Source organism: Bradyrhizobium sp. B120, from assembly GCF_049075665.1.
In the GTDB taxonomy this organism is placed as follows: Bacteria; Pseudomonadota; Alphaproteobacteria; order Rhizobiales; family Xanthobacteraceae; genus Bradyrhizobium.
The window spans coordinates 7,374,389-7,394,012 of sequence record NZ_CP185242.1 but is presented as its reverse complement, the minus strand read 5'-3'; the positions used below and the strand labels follow the sequence as shown (position 1 = coordinate 7,394,012).

Below are 19,624 nucleotides of genomic sequence, written 5' to 3'. Positions count from 1 at the left end.
ATGGACAGCATCGCATGGATGGCATGGACCTGGCCCACCGCGGTCTTCTTCGTGCTGCTTGCCTCTACGCTCGGGATGATGACCTGGCTCGCGATCGGCTATCCCGAGGCGGAGCGGGTCGGCGTGCTGCGCATTCCGACCACGCGCGGCGACCGTTTGTTCGTCTCGCTGGTGCTGGCGGCGGTGATCCACCTGCTGTGGGTCGGCCTCGTCGGCACCGATCCGATTTTCACCCTGCCGATCGGGGAGGGCGTCGAGATTTCGAGCCTGTGGCTCGGAACGGTAATTTCGCTTCTTTCAGCCGTGGTGATTTTTCGCACCGTCTGAAGAACGCGAAAAAGAGCAGATCCGGGGTCTACCCGGGCCTGATTTAGTCGCTGCAACCGGAGGAATCTAATGCGACATTTACGAATGACTAAAGATAAGCTTTTGACGATGACCAGCGCGGTCGCGCTCGTCGCAGCATCGGTCACTCTTGTCGCGCCGGCCCGCGCCGACGAGGCGGCCGCGAAGAAGTGGATCGACAGCGAATTTCAGCCGTCGACCCTCTCCAAGGACGACCAGATGAAGGAGATGCAGTGGTTCATCAAGGCCGCTGCCCCCTTCAAGGGCATGGAGATCAACGTCGTCTCCGAGACCCTGACGGTGCACGAATATGAATCCCGCACGCTCGCCAAGGCGTTCGAGGAGATCACCGGTATCAAGGTCAAGCACGACATCATCCAGGAAGGTGACGTCGTCGAGAAGATCCAGACCCAGATGCAGTCCGGCAAGAACGTCTATGACGGCTGGATCAACGACTCCGACTTCATCGGCACCCACTTCCGTTACGGCCAGGCCGTCGACCTGACCGATTGGATGAAGGGCGAAGCCAAGGACGTCACCGATCCGATGCTCGACATCGACGACTTCATCGGCAAGTCGTTCACGACGGCACCGAACGGCCACCTCTATCAGCTGCCCGACCAGCAGTTCGCGAACCTCTATTGGTTCCGCTACGACTGGTTCACCAACCCGGAATACAAGGCCAAGTTCAAGGCCAAGTACGGCTACGATCTCGGCGTGCCCGTGAACTGGTCGGCCTATGAGGATATCGCCGAGTTCTTCACCAACGACGTCAAGGAGATCAACGGCGTCAAGGTCTATGGCCATATGGACTATGGCAAGAAGGACCCCTCGCTCGGCTGGCGTTTCACCGACGCCTGGCTGTCGATGGCCGGCAACGGCGACAAGGGTCTCCCGAACGGCCTGCCGGTCGACGAATGGGGCATCCGCATGGAAGGCTGCCGTCCGGTCGGCTCGTCGGTCGAACGTGGCGGCGACGTCAACGGTCCGGCGTCGGTCTATTCGATCGTCAAGTATCTCGACTGGATGAAGAAGTATGCTCCGCCGCAGGCGCAGGGCATGACCTTCTCCGAGTCGGGCCCGGTGCCTTCGCAGGGCAACATCGCCCAGCAGATCTTCTGGTACACCGCCTTCACCGCCGACATGGTGAAGCCGGGCATCGCCGTGATGAACGCGGACGGTACGCCGAAGTGGCGTATGGCTCCGTCGCCGCACGGCTCGTACTGGAAGGACGGCATGAAGCTCGGCTACCAGGACGTGGGTTCGGCCACGCTGCTGAAGTCGACCCCGGTTGACCGCCGCAAGGCGGCCTGGCTCTACCTGCAGTTCATCGTCTCCAAGACGACGAGCCTGAAGAAGAGCCAAGTCGGTCTCACCTTCATCCGTGAATCCGACATCTGGGACAAGTCGTTCACCGAGCGTGCGCCGAAGCTCGGCGGTCTGATCGAGTTCTACCGTTCGCCCGCGCGCGTGCAGTGGACCCCGACCGGCAACAACGTGCCTGACTATCCGAAGCTCGCTCAGCTCTGGTGGCAGAACATCGGCGATGCGTCGTCCGGTGCGAAGACGCCGCAAGCTGCGATGGACGCGCTCGCCGCGGCCCAGGATTCGGTGATGGAGCGTCTTGAGAAGTCCGGTGTGCAGGGTGCCTGCGGACCGAAGCTGAACAAGAAGGAAACCGCCGAGTACTGGTACAAGAAGGTCGAGAAGGACGGCACCATCGCTCCGCAGCGCAAGCTCGCGAACGAGAAGCCGAAGGGCGAAACGATCGACTACGACACGCTGATCAAGTCGTGGCCGGCGACCCCGCCGAAGCGCGCCGAAGCAAAGTAAGGCGCCAAAGGCGTACCAGCCCACGCCATCCGCAAACTGCAAAAGGCCGGGAGCAATCCCGGCCTTTTTTGCTGGATCTGTGGCTGTGGAGACCGGTTCAGGATTGTGCTCAAATGACGCGATGAGGTCATATGCGTCTCCTTGTCATCGCATCATGATCTCCGGAGTTTCGTCATGCGCATGATTTTTCGCTGCGACCCGCGGCTTGCCGATCATCTGCCGCGGCCATTCCCGGCCCGTAGCGCGTTGCCCGATTGGCTGCGCGCGATGCCGGCGAAGGCGCATTCCGACATCCACGACCGCGAGATCCGCACGGTCAAGCAATGTCCGCCCTTCGTCGATGCGATGGCCCATGGGATGATGATCCCGCTGCCCTGCGATGTCAGGGTCGAGCGCGGCGCCTTCGCCTGGGACTGGGACATTCCGGAGCCCGCAACACAGGGCCATCCGCGCGCGCCGCTCAGCTTCCATCCCGTCGCGCAATTCGCCGGCGCGCCGTTCGCCAACGGGCAGGCTGCGCTGAAATTCAACAGCTTCTGGACCATCGAGCTCGAGCCGGGCTGGTCGCTGTTTGCGACGCATCCGGTCAATCGCGACGACCTGCCGTTCCGGGTGATTTCGGGGCTGGTCGACGCCGACCGGTTTCACGACGGCGGCATCAATTTCCCGGCGGTCTGGACCCAGCCGGATTTCGCCGGCGTGCTGTCGAAGGGCACGCCGGTCGTGCAATGCTTCGCGGTGCCGCGCGCGGCCCCCGAACTGGTGTTCGAGGCGTTCGACGATGCGCATCGCGAGGCCTATTCGAAAGTCGTCGGCGAGGTGTTGGCCGCACCCAACGTCTATCGCAAGCATTTCCGCGCCAAGCGCGGCCGGCTAGTGACCTAAGGCTGCACGCAGCGCGCGCTCATCGAGCCACAGCCGGCCGTGCGGGGCCGAGGTCAGCGCCATCGCGATCGATCCGAACAGCTGTGGACGCAAGGCATAGGCGCGGGCGAAGGTCTGCATCGCGGCGTCGGGCTCGCCGCTCTCCTGCAGCGTGATCCCCAGATTGAGCGCGGCTTCGGCGTAATCCGGCTTGATCTCGAGCGCCTTGCGATAGCCGCGTGCGGCGCCGTCATGATCGCGCATATCCTGCTTTACGACGCCGAGATCGAACCACACCGAGGCAGGCGCTGCGCTCGCAACGGCGCGCTCGAGCAGGCTCACCGCACCGGCGAGGTCGCCAGCCTCGCAGGCGAGCCGGCCGAGCCGCGCATTGGCTTCCTGATGCTCGGGGATGGCCTTGAGGATCGCCTCCCAGGCCTCGCGGGCTTGCGCCTTGCGGCCGGCCAGCTCCAGTGTGCGTGCCTTCTCGACGAAGGCTTCGCGTTGCGGCTTGAGCGCGATGGCGCGGTCGAGATGCGTCAGCGCCGTATCGAATTCGCCGCCGGCGCGGGCGAGGCGGGCTGCGAGCAGCCGTGCCGCCGCATTGTCGGGCCGCCGCGCCAGGCTGGTCTCGACATGCTTGCGGGCCGGCGCGATCTCGCCTTTGGCGAACAATACGGCGGCCAGCAAATGGCTCAGCATCGGTTCGCCGGGCTGGCGCGCAAGGCCGCGCTCGCAGAGCTCGATCGCTTCGCCATGCCGGCCGCCATTGAAGGCGACGGTGGCGCGTCGAACGATATCCTCGGCGTTGTCCTTGTTCATTCCGTGCGCGACTGTCTTCAGGTTAGCTCGTTACGGTCCATGCTATGCGCCGCCGGAGATCATGACCAGCGCCTACCGCGCCGTGGAGTCGCCGGCTGCCGCGCGCATCTGCATGTACGCCTGATGGTGCGCCAGCGTCAGTTCCTGGCTGATATGCGACAGCTCGGTCGCGGCGGCTTCGGCGGCCTCGCCGGCGGGCTGGGCGACGCGTACGAACATCGCGGTTTCGTAGGCGCGAACGGCCTCGCGCCAATCCTTTGACCCCACCAGATGCGCTGCCAGCTCCACCGCATCCAGCATCGCGGCGTTGACGCCTTCACCACCGAACGGCGACATCAGATGCGCGGCATCGCCGAGCAGGGTGATGCCTGGGCGGTTGGTCCAATGATGCCCGACGGGTAGCGCGTGGATCGGCCGGAGCGCGAATTGATCGCTGCTGGCGCGGAGCAGGTCGAGCAGGGCATCGGCCCATCCGGCGAATTCGCCGAGCAGCGCGTGACGCATCGCGGATGGCGAGGTGACGTCGAACCGCCGCTCGGCCCATTCGACGGGCACGCGGAAAATCGCATAGCCGCGCAGATGGGCGTTGCCGTTGCGCAGGACCATCAGGCTGCGGCCGGCGCTCTCGGCGCCCATCTTGCCGCGGCCGACCAGCTCCGACAAAGCAGGGTGCCTCGTGTCGACCTCGTCGATGCCGAACTCAACGAAGGTCAGCCCGCTATATTGCGGCTGATAGCGCGACACCAGCGGCCGCACCCGGGACCACGCGCCGTCGGCGCCGATCACGAGATCGAACGGCCCTTCGCGCGCACCGTCGAAGACGAGATCGTAACGGCCGTCATTGCGTGGCGCGACCTCGCGCAGGCAGCGCGCCCAAGCGATGGCATCCAGCGGCAGGGATTGCAGCAGCAGGTCGCGGAGCGCCGTGCGGTCGACCTCCGGACGGTCGCCGGTCATGTCGTCATCCGCGAGCAGCAGCCGGCCATCGCATGTGTACAGCCGGCTACCCTGATCCTCGTAACGTGCGATGCGCAGGAAGCCGTCGGTGAGCCCGGCGCGCGCCAGCGCGAGCTGGCCGCTCTCGGTGTGCAGGTCGAGTGTTCCGCCCTGCGCCCGCTCGGTTGCCGAGCTCTCGCGTTCGAACAGGCTGGTCCTGATCCCGGCAACATGCAGCAGGCGGGCGAGCGTCAGGCCGCCGGGGCCGGCGCCGACAATGGCTATGCGAATGGGATCTGAACTCATGGACACCACGCTCACAATAGGATACATAGGCACCTATCTAATATAAATAGGGGCCTATGTAAATGGTGGGATCGTGACCGACTGGGACCTGTTCGATCGTCCGGCGCCGCTGGTCAATATGGCCTCGCGCAGCTTCCTCAGGCTCGGCGAGCGGCGCGTGAAGCCGCACGGTTTCAGCATCGGGCAATTGCCGGTGATCTATCTGCTGCGCGACGGCAAGGCGATGTCGCAGCGCGATCTCGCCCGCGCCGCCAAGGTCGAGCAGCCGTCGATGGCGCAGATCCTGGCGCGGATGGAGCGCGACGGCCTGGTGCAGCGGACGCCGATGCCGGGTGACGGCCGCAGCCAGTTGGTGTCGCTGACCAAGGTGGCCAGGGCCAAACTGCCGGCTGCGCGCAAGGCCTTGCACCGCGATCAGGACCAGGCGTTGGCCGGCTTCAGCGCGGCCGAAGCCGCGACCCTGCTCGATCTGTTGCGGCGCCTCAATCGAAACCTCGACCGCATGGTCGCGGAGGAGGTGGAGAGCGGCGAGGCTGCCGAGGCGTAGGAATCCGGTATGCAGCGCGTAATGAGAAAAGGCCGGGAGCGACCCCGGCCTTTATTCTGTTGTCGCAATTCCAGCATTCTCTTTCGTCATTCCGGGGCGCGCGAAGCGCGAGCCCGGAATCCATCCTGACGCGAGTGATGCGGATCAATGGATTCCGGGTCTGCGCCTGGCGGCGCATCCCGGAATGACGATATGGAGAGAAAGCGGACCACTTTACTCCGCCGCTTCGGTCGCCTTCAGCGTCGGATAATCCGTGTAGCCCTTGGCGCCGCCGCCGTAGAAGGTCGCCTTGTCCCAGTCGTTGAGCGGGGCGCCGGCCTTGAGCCGCTCGACCAGATCGGGGTTGGAGATGAACGGCTTGCCGAACGCGATCAGGTCGGCGGCACCTGCCTCCAGGACCTTCTCCGCCAGCGCGAAGTCGTAGCCGTTGTTGGCGACATAGGCCTGCTTGAAGCGCTTGCGCAGCGAGGCGTAGTCGAACGGCGCGATGTCGCGCGGGCCGCCGGTCGCGCCCTCGATGACGTGGATATAGGTCAGCTTCAGCGCATTGAGCTGGTCGACGATGTAGTCGAACAGCGGTTGCGGATTGCTGTCGGAGACGTCGTTGGCCGGCGTCACCGGCGAGATGCGGATGCCGGTGCGGTCGGCGCCGGCCTCCTTGGCGACCGCCTTGGAGACTTCCAGCATCAGCTGGGCGCGATTCTCGATTCCGCCGCCATAGGCGTCGGTGCGCTTGTTGGTGCCGTCCTTCGCGAACTGGTCGAGCAGATAGCCGTTGGCGCCATGGATCTCGACGCCGTCGAAGCCGGCCGCCAGCGCATTCGCGGTGCCGCGCTTGAAGTCCTCGATGATCCCGGGGATCTCCGACAGTTCGAGCGCGCGCGGCTCGGACACGTCGGCGAAGGTGCCGTTCACGAAGGTCTTGGTCTTGGCGCGGATCGCGCTCGGCGCCACCGGTGCACCGCCATTCGGCTGCAGCGAGGTGTGCGAGATGCGGCCGACATGCCAGAGCTGGATGAAGATGTGGCCGCCGCGCTCATGTACGCGATCGGTGACCTTGCGCCAGGCCGCGACCTGCTCCTTCGAATAGATGCCGGGGGTGTCCTGATAGCCCTGGCCCTGCTGCGAGACCTGGCTCGCCTCGGTGACCAGGAGGCCGGCGGAGGCGCGCTGGCCGTAATAGTCCACCGCGAGCGGGCTTGGCACCATGCCGGGCGGCACCGCGCGGTTGCGCGTCAGCGGCGCCATCACGAAGCGGTTCGGCAGCGTCAGCGGGCCAAGCTTGTAGGGCTCGAGAAGTTTGGTCGGTTGGCTCATGTGAAACGGTTCCAGACAATGATCGATGAGGAGAGATTTGTGCATTGCCGCGACGAGCGCAATGGCCGGGATATGCCCAGTTTGCAGGCTAGCCGCGCACAATTCCGCCCATGTGGCCGGCATCGAGGAACAGGGTGTGCGCGTTCACATAGGAGGATTCATTCGAAATCAGGAACAGCGCGGTATAGGCGACCTCCCAGCCGGTGCCCTGGCGGCCGAAAGGCACCGTCACGGCGCGGTCCGACCGCCTGCGGCTGGCATCGCGGCCCATCGGCGTGTCCATGAAGCCGGGCGCGATCACGTTGCAGCGAATGCCCTTGTCCTCGCCGGCCCGCGCGATCGCCCGTCCGAGCGCGATCTGCGCCGCCTTGGAGGATTCATAGGCCGGGTTGCGGCCGCCGGCGCGCTGGCTCGCCATCGAGGAGATCAGGATGATCGCGCCGCCCGGCGCCATCACCTCGAGCGCCTTCTGCGCGAATAGCATGTGGCTGCGCACATTGACGGCGTAGTCGCGGTCCCAGGCTTCGGCCGTCATCTTCGGCAGCGACAGGCCGGAGGAAATGCCGACATTCAGCGCCAGCCCGTCGAGCCCGCCGAGCTGTTGCGTGCAGCGTTCGACGGCGGGCGCGATCGCCGCGACGTCGGAGACATCGACCACGTCGGTGAAGGCCTTGCCGCCTTCGCCCGTGATCTGCGCGACGGTGTCGTCGGCGGCTGCCTTGTTGACGTCCAGGCATGCGACCGAGGCGCCCTCACGCGCGAACAGCACGCTCATGGCGCGGCCGTTGCCGATCGGCGGCGCTTCATCCACGGTCGTGCGCTGTCCCGCACCGACCACGATGATGCGCCGGCCGGCGAGGCGGCCGTGGTTCTTCGCCAGCCCCAGCGATTCCGCATGCAGCGAGGCGGACGGATCGATGGCTTTCGGTGCGTGGGTTGTGGTCGGCATGGCGTGCTCCCTGACGTCTTGTTGTTGTCAGGGAGCAGTAGCACGGCTGCGCACGTGACGCGAAAATCCCGCCGCGGGGAATTTGGTCCTGCCGCCGTCATTCCGGGGCGTCCGAAGGACGAACCCGGAATCTCGAGATTCCGGGTCTGCGCCTAATGGCGCATCCCGGAATGACGCGCGAAGCGCGTCAGCTCACGCCGAGGAAATCGCGCTTGCCGACCTCGACGCCGTTGTGGCGCAGGATGCCGTGCGCGGTGACGGCGTGGAAGTAGAAGTTCGGAAACGAGAAGGCGCTGACGAATTGCTGGCCCTTCAAGGTCATGGTGCGCTCGGCGCCGATCGGGAAGGTGACGTCCTTGGCGTCGGCGCCTTCGAACTGCTCCGGCTTGAACGATTTCACATAGTCGATCGTCTTCGCCAGCCGCTGCTTCAGTTCGCCGAAGCTCTTCTCGGTGTCGGGCGTCGACGGCACCTCGCTATGGGTCAGCCGCGCACAGCCGCGTGCGGCGTGATCGCAGACCAGCTGCACCTGCTTGGTCAGCGGCAGCATGTCCGCATAGAGCCGCGATCCCAGTAGCACCTCGGGCGCGATCTTCTTCGCTTCGCAATGCGCCTCGGCCTTGGTCAGCTCGCCGGTGAGGCTGTTGAGGATCTGCAAGTACGCGGGGACGACGGCGTCATAAAAGGACATGGGGATGCTCTTTGTTCTGATGAAATCCGGATCTGCCGAACGGCGATGCTGCACATGGGGCCGCGAAGGGAAGAATACAACTGCGGACGGCTGTAACAGTCGGTCAAATATTGCCTGTGGAAGCCCTTGTCTTCGACCCGTCATCCTGAGGAGCGCGAAGCGCGTCTCGAAGGATGCGCGGCCCGGCTGGTGGCCGTCGACCCTTCGAGACGCGCTTCGCGCTCCTCAGGGTGACGGGGAGAAAGTGGCGAGCGGCGTTTGCCTACCGCGTCCCCGGCACCGTTGCATCCGCGGCCGGCTGCGTACGGCCACCGCCGCGCATCCGCGCCAAGAGCTCCGCGGTCGGCCAGGAATCCGCCGGCAGGCCGTATTTCATCTGCATCGCCTTCACCGCGCTGCGGCTCGCCTGGCCGAGCACGCCGTCGATCTTGCCGACGTCGTAGCCCGCGCGCGCCAGCAGCGATTGCAGCTCCTTGATTTCGTTGAACGGCAGCTGCGCGACCGGCGCGTGCGGCCGCTGCATCGGCGGTGCGCCCGCGATGCGACCGGCGAGATAGCCGGCAGTGGTCGAATAGATCAGCGAGTTATTCCACTCGGTGTAGGCGGCGAAGTTTGGATAAGCGAGGAAGGCTGGTCCCATTCGGCCCATCGGCAGCAGCAGCGAGGCCGGCATCTCGTCATTGGCTAGCGGCTTGCCGTCGGTCAAGGTGACGCCGAGAGCTGCCCATTTCGAGCGCGGCAGCTTGACGGTGAGGTCGGCCTGGTCCCACGGAAAGTTGGCGGCCTGCGGCACGCGCACCTCCTGCAGCCACGGCTCGCCGCGCCGCCACTTCAATCCGTTGGCGATGTAGTTTGCGGTCGAGCCGATCACGTCGGGGCCGCTGGCGAGCAGGTTGCGATGGCCGTCACCATCGTAATCGACGGCATAGTTGAAATAGTGTGTCGGCAGGAATTGCGTCTGGCCGAGCTCGCCGGCCCATGAGCCGATCATCTCGTCGGGCGTCAGGTCGCCGCGCTCGATGATCTTCAGCGCCGCGATGGTCTCGCCCTGGAACATCTCCGAGCGGCGGCAATCGTAGGCCAGCGACACCAGCGATTTCAGCGTCGGCAGATTGCCCATCTGGACGCCGAAATCGCTCTCCAGTCCCCAGAACGCGGCGATCACCGCCGGCGGCACGCCATACTCCTTCTCGGCGCGCGCGAACGCGGCCGCGTAGGTCCGGATGTATTGCTGGCCCTGCTGCATCCGGTAGTTCGCAGCCATGCGGCCGGCGAACTGGGTGAAGATCTGCCCGAACACGCGCTGGCCGCGGTCGCGGTTGACGATGCCCTGGTCGTAAACCAGGTAGGGCGCGGCCTCCGCGATCGTGCGCTGCGAGACGCCGGCGGCGACCGCCTTCTGCTTCAGCTCGGCGAGGAAGCGATCGAAGCTCTGCCCGTTGTGGCAGGACGCAGCCCTTGGCGAGGCCATCGCGGTCGGGCGCGCCCTGACCGGAGCGGAGCCTGCGGGATTGGGCAGCGGCTGCTGCGCCAAGGCAAGGGAGGAGAGCGCCAGCGCTCCCGCGATCGCTGCGAACATGATCGGGGCGCGGAGGGAGGATGCTGGCATCGATGTCACCGGCTGGGATAGGGGGATCAAGGCACATCCTGCATACACCAGGGCGACACCGGGCAACAACGGGGGTGGCCTGTTAGACCAATTGGGCTTCGGCAGGTTGAAGGGCCGCCGCTATGATCGGCCGGTGATTCGCGGGCAGGGGTGTCGGCGGATCGATCACGCCCGGAGGGACCCATGTGGAGTTTTCTCGAGCGTCTGTTGGATTCGTCGACATTTTCGCCACACGGCATCTGCCTGTTGTGGGAGCCGGAGCTGATCTGGCTGCACGTGATTTCAGACGCGATCATTGCCGCTTCCTATTTCTCGATTCCGTTTGCGCTGGCGATCCTCGTCTCCAAGCGGCGCGACTTCCAGTTCGGCTGGATGGCCTGGCCGTTCGCCGCGTTCATCCTCGCCTGCGGCCTCACGCATGTGTTCTCGATCTACACGCTGTGGGTGCCGATCTACGGCCTCGAAGGAATAGTCAAGGCGCTCACCGCTGTCGCCTCGATCTTCACCGCGGTGCTGCTCTGGCCGCTGATCCCGAGAATCCTAGCAATCCCGACCGAGGCGCAGTTGCGCGAAGCCCATGTCGCGCTCGCCGAAGAGGGGCGGCAGCGCCAGCGCTCGGAAGTCCTGCTCGAGCGTTTCCGCGAGGCCGAGGTCAATGAGAGCAAGATCCGCCAGGCGCAGAAGATGGAAGCGGTCGGCCAGCTCACCGGCGGCATCGCGCACGACTTCAACAACATCCTCACCGTCATCACCGGCACCATCGACATCCTGGCCGAGGCGGTCACCCACAACCGCCAGCTCACCGAGATCACCAGCCTGATCCGCGACGCCGCCGAGCGCGGTGCATCGCTGACGCGGCACCTGCTCGCCTTCGCGCGCAAGCAGCCGCTGCAGCCGAGCGATGTCGACGTCAACGCGTTGATGGTCGACACCATCGAGTTGCTGCGGCCGACCATCGGCGACCATGTCGATATCGACTTTCGCCCGACGCCGGATCTGCCGCGCGCGCTGGTCGATTCCAACCAGCTGGTCACCGCGACCATCAATCTGGCGCTGAACGCGCGCGACGCGATGCCGAAGGGCGGCAGGCTGCGGATCGAGACCCGCACGGCCGAGCTGAAGCCATCCGACGTCCACGGCCATGACGGACTTGCCGCCGGCGACTATGTCGCGATCGCGCTGATCGACAACGGCCAGGGCATCGCGGAAGCCGATCTCGCAAAGGTGTTCGAGCCGTTCTTCACCACCAAGGATGTCGGCAAGGGCACCGGCCTCGGGCTTTCCATGGTCTACGGCTTCGTCAAGCAGTCCAACGGCCACATCATGCTCGACAGCGAGGTCGGCCGCGGCACGCGGGTGATGCTCCATCTGCCGCGCGCGGCGGTGCTCTCGCCGGCGGTGGCGCCCGAGCGGCGGCAGCCGGAGGTGCGCGGCGCGCAGGAGATCGTGCTCGTCGTCGAGGACGACAGACTGGTGCGCTCCTACGTGCTGACCCAGATCGAGAGCCTCGGCTACACCACGCTGTCGGCCAACAATGGCGGCGAAGCGCTTGCCGTGCTCGACAGCGGCGTGCCGGTCGATCTGTTGTTCACCGACGTCATCATGCCCGGGGCGATGAACGGACGCGACCTCGCGACCGAGGCGCAGCGGAGGCGCCCCGGTTTGCGCGTGCTGTTTACCTCGGGCTACACCGATGACGCTATCGACCAGGGCGGCAAGCTCGAGCAGGGCATCCTGTTCCTGGCCAAGCCCTACAGCCGCGCCCAGCTCGCCCGCATGCTGCGGGTCGCGCTGCGTGAGCAGGAGACGGCGCGCGCGCAGGAGCCGGCGGAGTAGGCGCGGGATCGTAGCCCGCATGAGCGACAGCGACATGCGGGACCGGTCTTACCCCGCATGTCGCTTCGCTCATGCGGGCTACCGATGCCTCTGCACATGACCAATCGTTAATCCGCACCGCGTCGCTGCGACGCACACCTTCCCCTTGCGGCTTCAGCGGCAAAATCCCTACCTCAACGGCGTCAGTTGTGGCAGCATTCCGCTCGCCGTGAGGGAACCACGATGAATTATTTCCGCACCGCGCTCCTGCTTGCCGGCCTCACTGCGCTGTTCATGGGCGTCGGCTATCTGATCGGCGGCGGCACCGGCGCCGTGATCGCGCTGATCGTTGCGGCTGCGACAAATCTGTTCACTTACTGGAATTCCGATCGCATGGTGCTGTCGATGTACGGCGCCCATCAGGTCGATGCGCGTTCGGCGCCGGACCTTTACAATCTCGTCGCCGAGCTCGCGCAGCGCGCGAGCCTGCCGATGCCGCGCGTGTTCGTGATGGACGAGGCGCAGCCGAACGCATTCGCGACCGGCCGCAATCCGGAGAATGCGGCGGTCGCCGTCACCACGGGATTGATGCAGCAGCTCAGCCGCGAGGAGCTCGCCGGCGTGATCGCGCACGAGCTCGCGCATATCAAGCATCACGACACGTTGACCATGACGATCACGGCGACGATCGCCGGCGCGATCTCGATGCTGGCGCAGTTCGGCATGTTCTTCGGCGGCAACCGCAACAACAACGGCCCCGGCATCGTCGGCTCGATCGCGATGATGATCCTGGCGCCGCTCGGCGCCATGCTGGTGCAGATGGCGATCAGCCGCAGCCGCGAATACGCCGCCGACAATTTTGGCGCGCGCATCGTCGGCCAGCCGATGTGGCTGGCGTCCGCGCTCGCGAAGATCGAAAACGCTTCGCATCAGCTGCCGAACATGGAAGCCGAGCGCAATCCGGCGACCGCGCACATGTTCATCGTCAACCCGCTGTCGGGGCACGGCGTCGACAATCTGTTCGCCACCCACCCCTCGACCGCGAACCGCATCGCCGCGCTGCAGCAGCTCGCCGCCGAGCTCGGCACCCAGACCGCGCCGCGGCCGGCCGGCGCCAGCTATCCGCCGCGCAGCCCGTGGGGCGGCGCTTCAGGCCAGCGCGGGCCGTGGGGTTAGGGCGGTGTGAGATTAGGCTGAATAGCAGCCGCGTATTTCCATCGCCTCTCCCGCTTGCGGGGGGAGGCCGACGCGCGCAGCGCGGCGGGTGGGGGCTATCTCCATGATACGTCTCGCGGAGAGAGCCCCCACCCCAGTCCTCCCCCGCAAGCGGGAGAGGGGGCACCGCCATTGCGGTTGCCATTCAACAAATCTGATCTTGCTTCAGAGCGTAACCCGCCCCGCTACGCGCTAGCTGTGTCCAGCCGCTCCACCTGCCCCTTGCTCAGCTCGAGCCTCGCCGCAGCGACGAGCGTCGCGACCTGCTCGGGCTTGGTTGCGCTCGCTATCGGCGCGGTGATGCCGGGCTTCGCCATCAGCCAGGCGAGCGCCACCGCGGCTGGCTCGGCGCGGGTTTCAGCGGCGACCTCGTCGAGGCCGGCAAGGATCCGCATGCCGCGCGGGTTCATGTGTTTCGGAATGCTGCGCGCACCGCGCGGGCTCTTGGCGAAGTCGCTCTCCGAGCGATATTTGCCGGTCAGGAATCCGGCGGCGAGGGAGAAGAACGTGATCACGCCGACGTCGTTCTCCACGCAGACGCGTTGCAGCGCGCCTTCATAGCTCGACCGCTCCGCCAGGCTGTATTCGGGCTGCATACTCTCGTAGCGCGGCAACCCGTTCGCCCTGGAAATATCCAGCGCGCTTTTGAGTCGCTCCGCCGAGAAATTCGAGGCGCCGATCGCCCTGACCTTGCCGGCCTTGATCAGGTTGTCGTAGGCCGCCAGCGTCTCTTCCTGCGGTGTGGTCTCATCGTCCTTATGGGACTGGTAGAGGTCGATGTGGTCGGTCTGCAGCCGCCGCAGCGAGTCCTCGACGGCGCGCGCGATGTAGTCCGGCTTCAGCCCGACATTGCCGTCTCCCATGTCCATGCCGACCTTGGTGGCGAGGATGATGCGGTTGCGGTTGCCGCGTGCCTTCATCCATTTGCCGATGATCGTCTCGGACTCGCCGCCGTGATGGCCCGGCACCCAGCGCGAATAGACGTCGGCCGTATCGAGGAACGTCAGTCCATGCTCAAGCACGGTGTCGAGCAATCGGAAAGATGCGGTCTCGTCCACCGTCCAGCCGAACACATTGCAGCCGAAGCAGAGGGGAGGGACGGTGATGCCGGAGCGGCCGAGCGCGCGATGCTTCATACGTGTTCTTTCTCTTGTTCTTGACGGGAGGCGCGGAACACTGAGGCAGATCGGCCTTGTTTGCAAGGCATCGTGCCGGCCGCAACGATCTGAGGCGAAGCCGGAAAAGATCGATTGGAAGGAATGATGCAGGCCGCGCGTCAGGTCAGCTTCGCTGCCCCTCAGTCTGCGTCTTCGGGCGATTTCGTCGCAGCGCAGGATTTCATTCGCAGGACGTTTGATGTAGATTGCGCGGCGAGCTGTCACCGGTCACGCCGAATTCCGGAGAATGAGCGGCAGCGCAACTGGCCATCGGCAGGCCGCTTCTTCCTCATTTCAGTACGAAATCTTCTTCTGCCCGGGCCGCGCTCGGGTGAACGCTTTTTTTCATTCCCAGCCAAGTGGAGGGATTGCCATGCACTTCTGCCTCTCAGGGGAATACACGCCGCGTTCCATCAACAGCATCATGGAGAATCCGACAACCAATCGGCTCGAGGCCGCCAAGAAGTTGATCGAGACGGCCGGCGGCAAATTGATTTCGATGTACAGCACGGCGGCCGATGGCCCCGGCGTGATGGTGATCTTCGACGTGCCGGATCCGACCGTCGCACCCGCCATCACCGGTGTGGTCGTGGCGGCAGGCGCCATCCAGAATGTGAAGCTGGTCCGGCTGTTTACGCAGGACGAGATCAAGGTGGTGCGCCAGCACGCGAGCAAGCTGAAGGCTGCCTACTCGCCTCCAGGAAGTTAGCAGGCACGGACGACGAAACGCGGCGCAGATCGATCTGATGACCGCTGTCCCTCGCGCGCGGTGGCGCTTCGCGGCGTCCCGCGCGGAGGCGAGGACCGTTGCGCGCCGCAGATCCGGGGCGCGTTCACGGGATGGGCAGTCGCTCAGGCGGATGTCGCGCGCGCATGCTGGCTCGCATAGCCCCGGCCGGTTGTGCCGTCGCATGACGTCCGCCGCCTCGTTCAGCACGTCTTCGGCGCGGCGATTGCGGCACCACGCGACCGCCGCTCACGAGGGCGGAGAGTCCAGATACACGTAAAGCGCCGCGATCTTGCCGCCCCGCGCGATGATGAAATCCACGCCGGTATAGACCGGTGTTTCGCCTCTCGGCCCGGAGCCCCATGCCAGGCGTCCCGAATTGTGCAGCGCCTGCGGCGCGCCATGCGGCGTGTAAACAAAGTGCGGATGCGTCGCGCGGAGATCGCCGGCGAACTTGTCGAGTGCGTCGCGGCCGACAAGAACGCCCGGCGGCGCGTAGAGCACGCAATCCGTGGTGTAGAGCTCTTCAATTGCCGCCCTTCGGCGCACCGGATCGCCTTCGCCGAAAACCTCCGGAAGGTTTCGGGTGAGCAGCGTCTCGATCAAGCGGACGTCAGCTCCCGCGGAGGGGGCGACGCTGGTTTTGCTGGCATGCTCGTTCATTTGAGACCTCCATGTGATATCTGAAATCATGTGGTCGCAGCCGCCGTTGCGAAACGGCAATGATGGAAAGTCATCGTTTCATATTTTGATGCATCGACGTGACGGCGCTGCGGTCGAAAACGCTTTGGCGCGCCTCATCGTACGTCGAGCCCTCTTCAGCCACCTTTAGGTGCGGTGTATGTACAAACGTTGCCGCCAAGCGATTTGCGCGGCGGCGTTGAAGGGCAGGCGCTTGGGGTCTGCGGGGTTGGGGTCTGAAGGTGCATCACTTGGTTTCGATGTTGGACGCGGCGTCGACGGCGCGCGCGGGATTGCCTGTCCGCATGGTCCGGCTGGCCTGCGGTATTGCGATCGGTTGCGCCCTGATTGGCTTCGCTCCGCAACGCGCGGCGGCGCAGGTGCCATTCTCTCCATTTCAACCGGCGCGACAGATCGAGGCGGCGAAGCCGCTAGCGCGTGACGTCACCGGTCCGCCGGCCGTCAGCCAGCGGCTCGACGGCACCGCGTTCTTTGTCGACGATCTCGGCCATATGCTGACCGCGCGTCACGCGGTCGCGGATTGCGCCCGCATTGTCGTCAGCAAGGAGGGCCGGGCCGTCATGGCGCGCGTGGTGGCGCTGGCCGCGAGCGACATTGCATTGATCAAGGTGCCGCGCACGCTGGGTCTCGCCGCGGTATTCCCTCGCGCCAACACGTCGGTCGCCAACGACATGGTGTTTGCCGAGGCCTATGACCGCCTGAAGCCGATGCTCGCGCATGGCGGATCGCTCGGCAACGCGTTCGTCGATACCACCCTGCGCGATCCCGAGCACCTGGTGCTGCGTTCGAATGTCACCTTCGGCACCAGCGGTGCGCCGGTGCTGGATTCCCGCGGCCTCGTCGAGGGGGTGGTGAGCCGCAGGACCACGATCGATCGCGTGCTGGCGGTCGATGCCGCGCACGCCAAATCCTTTCTCGCCGCGCATGGCGTGCGTTTCCAGGAGGACGACCGGCCGCAGATGAGCGGCACCGCGTCCCGCGCGCATCGCGCCGCCAGCATCTCGGCACGCGTCACATGCCTGCAACAATGAGCGACTAGTTGCTGCAACCGCTAGTGCTCGTCCCGTCAGCCGGCTGTCCGCGGTCAACCCTTGTCCAGAACCATGCTCATCTTGCGGGGCACGCTCGTGCTCTCGTTCGGCCTCTTGATCCTGTCCCCAGCGCCGGGCCACGCTCAAGACGCCAACTTTCGCAATCCGGAACAGGCGCCGCCGTCATGGGCGCAGTTTGCCAAGCTGGTCAAATACCGGTTCGAGGAGTGGATCGCGGCCGACGAGACGGTTGCCAATCGCTTCCGCAGCTGGGTCATCGAGCATTCCGGCAAGGAGAACGGACCGCCGCCGACGCTCGTGGTGCGGGCCTGGCTCAATCCGGACGGTACCGTCGAGCGGGTCACGTTTCCGGCGCTCAATGATGCCGGCGCCACCGAGGACCTGCGGACCATCTTAAAGCGCGGCAATGTCGGCGAGGCACCGCCGCCGGAGATGTTGCAGCCGCTGAACCTGCGCTTCTCGCTCAACCTGCGCAAACCCTGAGCGGGTTCACTCGCGCGTCCGAGCTCGTGCCGTCGACCCTTCGAGACGCGCTACGCGCTCCTCGAGCGACAATGGCGAAGCCGTTGGCGGGGGTGACGGAGCCATGGCGCGCGTTGGGTGAGAATTTCAATGTCGTCCCTGCGAAAGCAGGGACCCACAACCACAGATGATCATTGTTGTGCGATGCTGGAACGACGAGTTTCCGCTTACAATGCCTGCCGCCGAGTATGGGTCCCTGCTTCCGCAGGGACGACGCATGGGGTGAACACCATGGCCAAACAACAGTCCGAACGCTCGCGACGCAGTTTCATCGCCGTCGCCATCGCGGGAATTCCCGCGGCACTGCTGCCGCGACCTGCCGCAGCCTCCGACAGAATGACCAAGCTGCAAGCCGAATATCGAGACACGCCGAACGGCATCTACTCCTGCGGGCTGTGCACGCTGTTCGTCGCGCCCGACGGCTGCAAGGTGGTCGAGGGCGCTATCAGCAAGGATGGCTGGTGCAAGGCCTTTGCCGCGGTCGATTGAGTCACCCTCCCCTGGAGGGGGAGGGTCGGCTCACGTTGAGCGCAGCGAAACGTGAGACGGGGTGGGGTGATCTCTCAACACGGGCGGCACACCCCGCCGCTCATTTCAATCGCATCGACCCAAGAGCGAGCTTCGCTCGTCTCGACCCCTCCAGGGGAGGGCGAAGCTACAGCTCCCGCGCATTCGAGAACGCGAACGACGACACTCGCCGCGTGGTCTCGTCCAGGATCAGGCTGCGCGTGATCGGCGGCTCGGCACGCTGGCTGCAATTCTCGCGCTCGCAGAGCCGGCAGTTGACGCCGATCGGCGTGCCCTCGACCTTCTCCAGATCCATGCCGGTCGCATAGACGAGCTTGGCCGCATGACGGATCTCGCAGCCGAGCCCGATCGCAAAGCGTGGCTGCGGCTGCGGATAGGGCGCCACCGGCCGCCGCACCGTCTGCGCGATCGAGAAGTAGCGCGTGCCGTCCGGCAGCTCGATCACTTGGCTGAGCAGGCGGTCGGGCATGTCGAAGGTCGAATGCACATTCCAGAGCGGGCAGGTGCCGCCGAACTTGGAGAACGGGAAGGTGCCCGAGGAAAACCGCTTCGACACGTTGCCGGCATTGTCGACCCGCAGCAGGAAGAACGGCACGCCGCGCGCGTTCGGCCGTTGCAGCGTGGTGAGGCGGTGGCAGACCTGCTCGAAGCCGGCGTTGAAGCGCTGCGCGAGCACGTGGACGTCGTAGCTCAAGGCCTCGGCCGCGGAATGGAACGCCTGATAGGGCATCATCGCGGCCGCCGCGAAATAATTGGCGAGCGTGATGCGGTACAGCCTTCGCGCGGTGTCGTCGAGCGGGCCGGCGCGGCTGACGATCGCATCGATCGCCGCGCCGCATTCGACAAAGCCGATCTGCAGCGCGAGCTGGAAACTGCGGCCGGCACTGTCGACCAGTTCGGAGATCAGCAACTGACGGCGATGGCGGTCGAAACGGCGCAGCGTCTCGCGCATCACGTCGACCGGCATGACGCGGGTGACGATCGAATGTTTTTCGCGCAGGCGCGTGGCGAGTGCCGTGAACAGGCCTTCGGTCGGCACGTTGAGCTCGTCGCGCAGATTCTCCGCCGGGGTCTCGAGCTCCGGAAAATAGTTGCGGTTGGCCTCGATCAGGTCGCGCACCCGCTCGATCGGGTTGGCGTCGAACTGCGACCCTTCGCGATCGGCCATCTGCGCCGCCACCAGCGTCTCGCCGCGGCGCGCCTCGGTATAGGCGGCGTAGAGCCGTTGCAACGCATGCGTCACGCCGGGGCACAGCTCGGCGAGATCGCGCAGTTCCTGCTTCGGCAGGTCGATCTGGCGGAACAGCGGATCGGAGAAGATCTCGTTGAGTTCGGCGAAGAAGCGATCCTCGTCGGCGGTGGCAAGGTCGCGCAGATCGAGGTCGTAGGTCTCGGCGAGCCGCAGCAGGATCTGCGCCGTCACCGGGCGCTGGTTGCGCTCGATCAGGTTGATGTAGGAGGGCGAGATGCCGAGCCCCTCGGCGATCTGGGTCTGCGACAGCCCCAATTGCTGGCGGATCCGCCGGAAGCGCGGACCGACGAACAGCTTCTTTCCGGACTCGCCAGGCATGGCAGCCTTCCTGACCTATATTGTGACAAGATTTACAAATCGACATTTATTACAAGTTCAGATGTTACATGACATCACCAATAAAAAACAAGGCATCTGTACGAACTTCCCGTTTTC

General features: G+C 65.3%; 19 protein-coding genes. 10 read left to right on the top strand and 9 right to left on the bottom strand.

What is annotated here, in order from left to right; all coding sequences use genetic code 11:
• The 3 genes from ACOIX3_RS34380 (at position 1) to ACOIX3_RS34370 (ending at position 3,063) form a co-directional block, all read left to right on the top strand.
• The gene (locus ACOIX3_RS34380; RefSeq protein ID WP_420966508.1) at positions 1-327 is read left to right on the top strand and encodes a DUF2160 domain-containing protein; all 327 of its coding nucleotides are present in this window, start codon (positions 1-3) and stop codon (positions 325-327) included.
• Positions 328-435: 108 nt separating this feature from the next.
• Entirely contained in the window at positions 436-2,178 is a 1,743-nt protein-coding gene (locus ACOIX3_RS34375; RefSeq protein ID WP_420971862.1) for an ABC transporter substrate-binding protein, read from the top strand.
• Positions 2,179-2,352: 174 nt separating this feature from the next.
• A complete protein-coding gene (locus ACOIX3_RS34370; RefSeq protein WP_420966507.1) occupies positions 2,353-3,063 on the top strand; it encodes a hypothetical protein in 711 nt (236 codons plus the stop codon).
• Here the strand turns inward: ACOIX3_RS34370 and ACOIX3_RS34365 are convergent.
• Both ACOIX3_RS34365 and ACOIX3_RS34360 read right to left on the bottom strand, forming a co-directional pair.
• Positions 3,052-3,864: a tetratricopeptide repeat protein gene (locus tag ACOIX3_RS34365; protein WP_420966506.1), complete on the bottom strand. Its 813-nt coding sequence runs from the start codon at positions 3,862-3,864 to the stop codon at positions 3,052-3,054. The two genes, ACOIX3_RS34370 and ACOIX3_RS34365, sit on opposite strands and share 12 nt — an antisense overlap.
• A gap of 72 nt (positions 3,865-3,936) precedes the next feature.
• A complete protein-coding gene (locus ACOIX3_RS34360; RefSeq protein WP_420966505.1) occupies positions 3,937-5,106 on the bottom strand; it encodes an FAD-dependent oxidoreductase in 1,170 nt (389 codons plus the stop codon).
• Positions 5,107-5,179: 73 nt separating this feature from the next.
• Here ACOIX3_RS34360 and ACOIX3_RS34355 point away from each other — a divergent pair, with 73 nt between their 5' ends.
• Positions 5,180-5,653 (top strand): MarR family winged helix-turn-helix transcriptional regulator, encoded by a 474-nt coding sequence (locus tag ACOIX3_RS34355; protein ID WP_420966504.1) that lies wholly within the window; start codon positions 5,180-5,182, stop codon positions 5,651-5,653.
• A 213-nt stretch (positions 5,654-5,866) separates the two neighbouring features.
• On the opposite strand, the gene ACOIX3_RS34350 is transcribed toward ACOIX3_RS34355, so the two are convergent.
• From ACOIX3_RS34350 to ACOIX3_RS34335, 4 genes are all read right to left on the bottom strand, one after another.
• On the bottom strand, positions 5,867-6,970 hold the full coding sequence (locus ACOIX3_RS34350) for an alkene reductase (protein ID WP_420966503.1): 1,104 nt from the start codon (positions 6,968-6,970) through the stop codon (positions 5,867-5,869).
• 88 nt (positions 6,971-7,058) lie between these two features.
• A complete protein-coding gene (locus ACOIX3_RS34345) occupies positions 7,059-7,919 on the bottom strand; it encodes an SDR family NAD(P)-dependent oxidoreductase (protein ID WP_420966502.1) in 861 nt (286 codons plus the stop codon).
• A 187-nt stretch (positions 7,920-8,106) separates the two neighbouring features.
• Positions 8,107-8,610 carry a DUF1993 domain-containing protein gene (locus tag ACOIX3_RS34340; RefSeq protein ID WP_420966501.1) on the bottom strand — a complete coding sequence of 168 codons (504 nt, stop codon included), beginning with the start codon at positions 8,608-8,610 and terminating at the stop codon, positions 8,107-8,109.
• 262 nt (positions 8,611-8,872) lie between these two features.
• Positions 8,873-10,189, bottom strand: coding sequence for a lytic murein transglycosylase (locus ACOIX3_RS34335; RefSeq protein WP_420971861.1), 1,317 nt, complete (start codon positions 10,187-10,189; stop codon positions 8,873-8,875).
• 213 nt (positions 10,190-10,402) lie between these two features.
• Here ACOIX3_RS34335 and ACOIX3_RS34330 point away from each other — a divergent pair, with 213 nt between their 5' ends.
• Both ACOIX3_RS34330 and htpX read left to right on the top strand, forming a co-directional pair.
• A complete protein-coding gene (locus ACOIX3_RS34330) occupies positions 10,403-12,055 on the top strand; it encodes an ATP-binding protein (RefSeq protein WP_420966500.1) in 1,653 nt (550 codons plus the stop codon).
• Positions 12,056-12,277: 222 nt separating this feature from the next.
• Positions 12,278-13,210 carry a zinc metalloprotease HtpX gene (gene htpX / locus ACOIX3_RS34325; RefSeq protein ID WP_420966499.1) on the top strand — a complete coding sequence of 311 codons (933 nt, stop codon included), beginning with the start codon at positions 12,278-12,280 and terminating at the stop codon, positions 13,208-13,210.
• A 224-nt stretch (positions 13,211-13,434) separates the two neighbouring features.
• Here htpX and ACOIX3_RS34320 read toward each other — a convergent pair whose 3' ends face one another.
• Positions 13,435-14,385 (bottom strand): aldo/keto reductase, encoded by a 951-nt coding sequence (locus ACOIX3_RS34320; RefSeq protein WP_420966498.1) that lies wholly within the window; start codon positions 14,383-14,385, stop codon positions 13,435-13,437.
• A gap of 268 nt (positions 14,386-14,653) precedes the next feature.
• On the opposite strand from ACOIX3_RS34320, the gene ACOIX3_RS34315 reads away from it, so the two are divergent.
• A complete protein-coding gene (locus tag ACOIX3_RS34315) occupies positions 14,654-15,115 on the top strand; it encodes a GYD domain-containing protein (RefSeq protein ID WP_420966497.1) in 462 nt (153 codons plus the stop codon).
• Between the two features lie 267 nt (positions 15,116-15,382).
• Here the strand turns inward: ACOIX3_RS34315 and ACOIX3_RS34310 are convergent, their stop codons facing one another.
• Entirely contained in the window at positions 15,383-15,739 is a 357-nt protein-coding gene (locus ACOIX3_RS34310; protein WP_420966496.1) for a nuclear transport factor 2 family protein, read from the bottom strand.
• A 335-nt stretch (positions 15,740-16,074) separates the two neighbouring features.
• Here ACOIX3_RS34310 and ACOIX3_RS34305 point away from each other — a divergent pair, with 335 nt between their 5' ends.
• The 3 genes from ACOIX3_RS34305 to ACOIX3_RS34295 all read left to right on the top strand — a co-directional run bounded on the left by ACOIX3_RS34305 (position 16,075) and on the right by ACOIX3_RS34295 (position 17,898).
• The gene (locus tag ACOIX3_RS34305) at positions 16,075-16,866 is read left to right on the top strand and encodes a S1 family peptidase (RefSeq protein WP_420971860.1); all 792 of its coding nucleotides are present in this window, start codon (positions 16,075-16,077) and stop codon (positions 16,864-16,866) included.
• Positions 16,867-16,938: 72 nt separating this feature from the next.
• On the top strand, positions 16,939-17,370 hold the full coding sequence (locus ACOIX3_RS34300; RefSeq protein ID WP_420966494.1) for a hypothetical protein: 432 nt from the start codon (positions 16,939-16,941) through the stop codon (positions 17,368-17,370).
• A 270-nt stretch (positions 17,371-17,640) separates the two neighbouring features.
• On the top strand, positions 17,641-17,898 hold the full coding sequence (locus tag ACOIX3_RS34295) for an iron oxidase (RefSeq protein WP_420966492.1): 258 nt from the start codon (positions 17,641-17,643) through the stop codon (positions 17,896-17,898).
• Between the two features lie 166 nt (positions 17,899-18,064).
• On the opposite strand, the gene ACOIX3_RS34290 is transcribed toward ACOIX3_RS34295, so the two are convergent.
• Positions 18,065-19,507 carry a helix-turn-helix domain-containing protein gene (locus ACOIX3_RS34290; protein ID WP_420966491.1) on the bottom strand — a complete coding sequence of 481 codons (1,443 nt, stop codon included), beginning with the start codon at positions 19,505-19,507 and terminating at the stop codon, positions 18,065-18,067.
• Between the last annotated feature and the right edge of the window lie 117 nt (positions 19,508-19,624).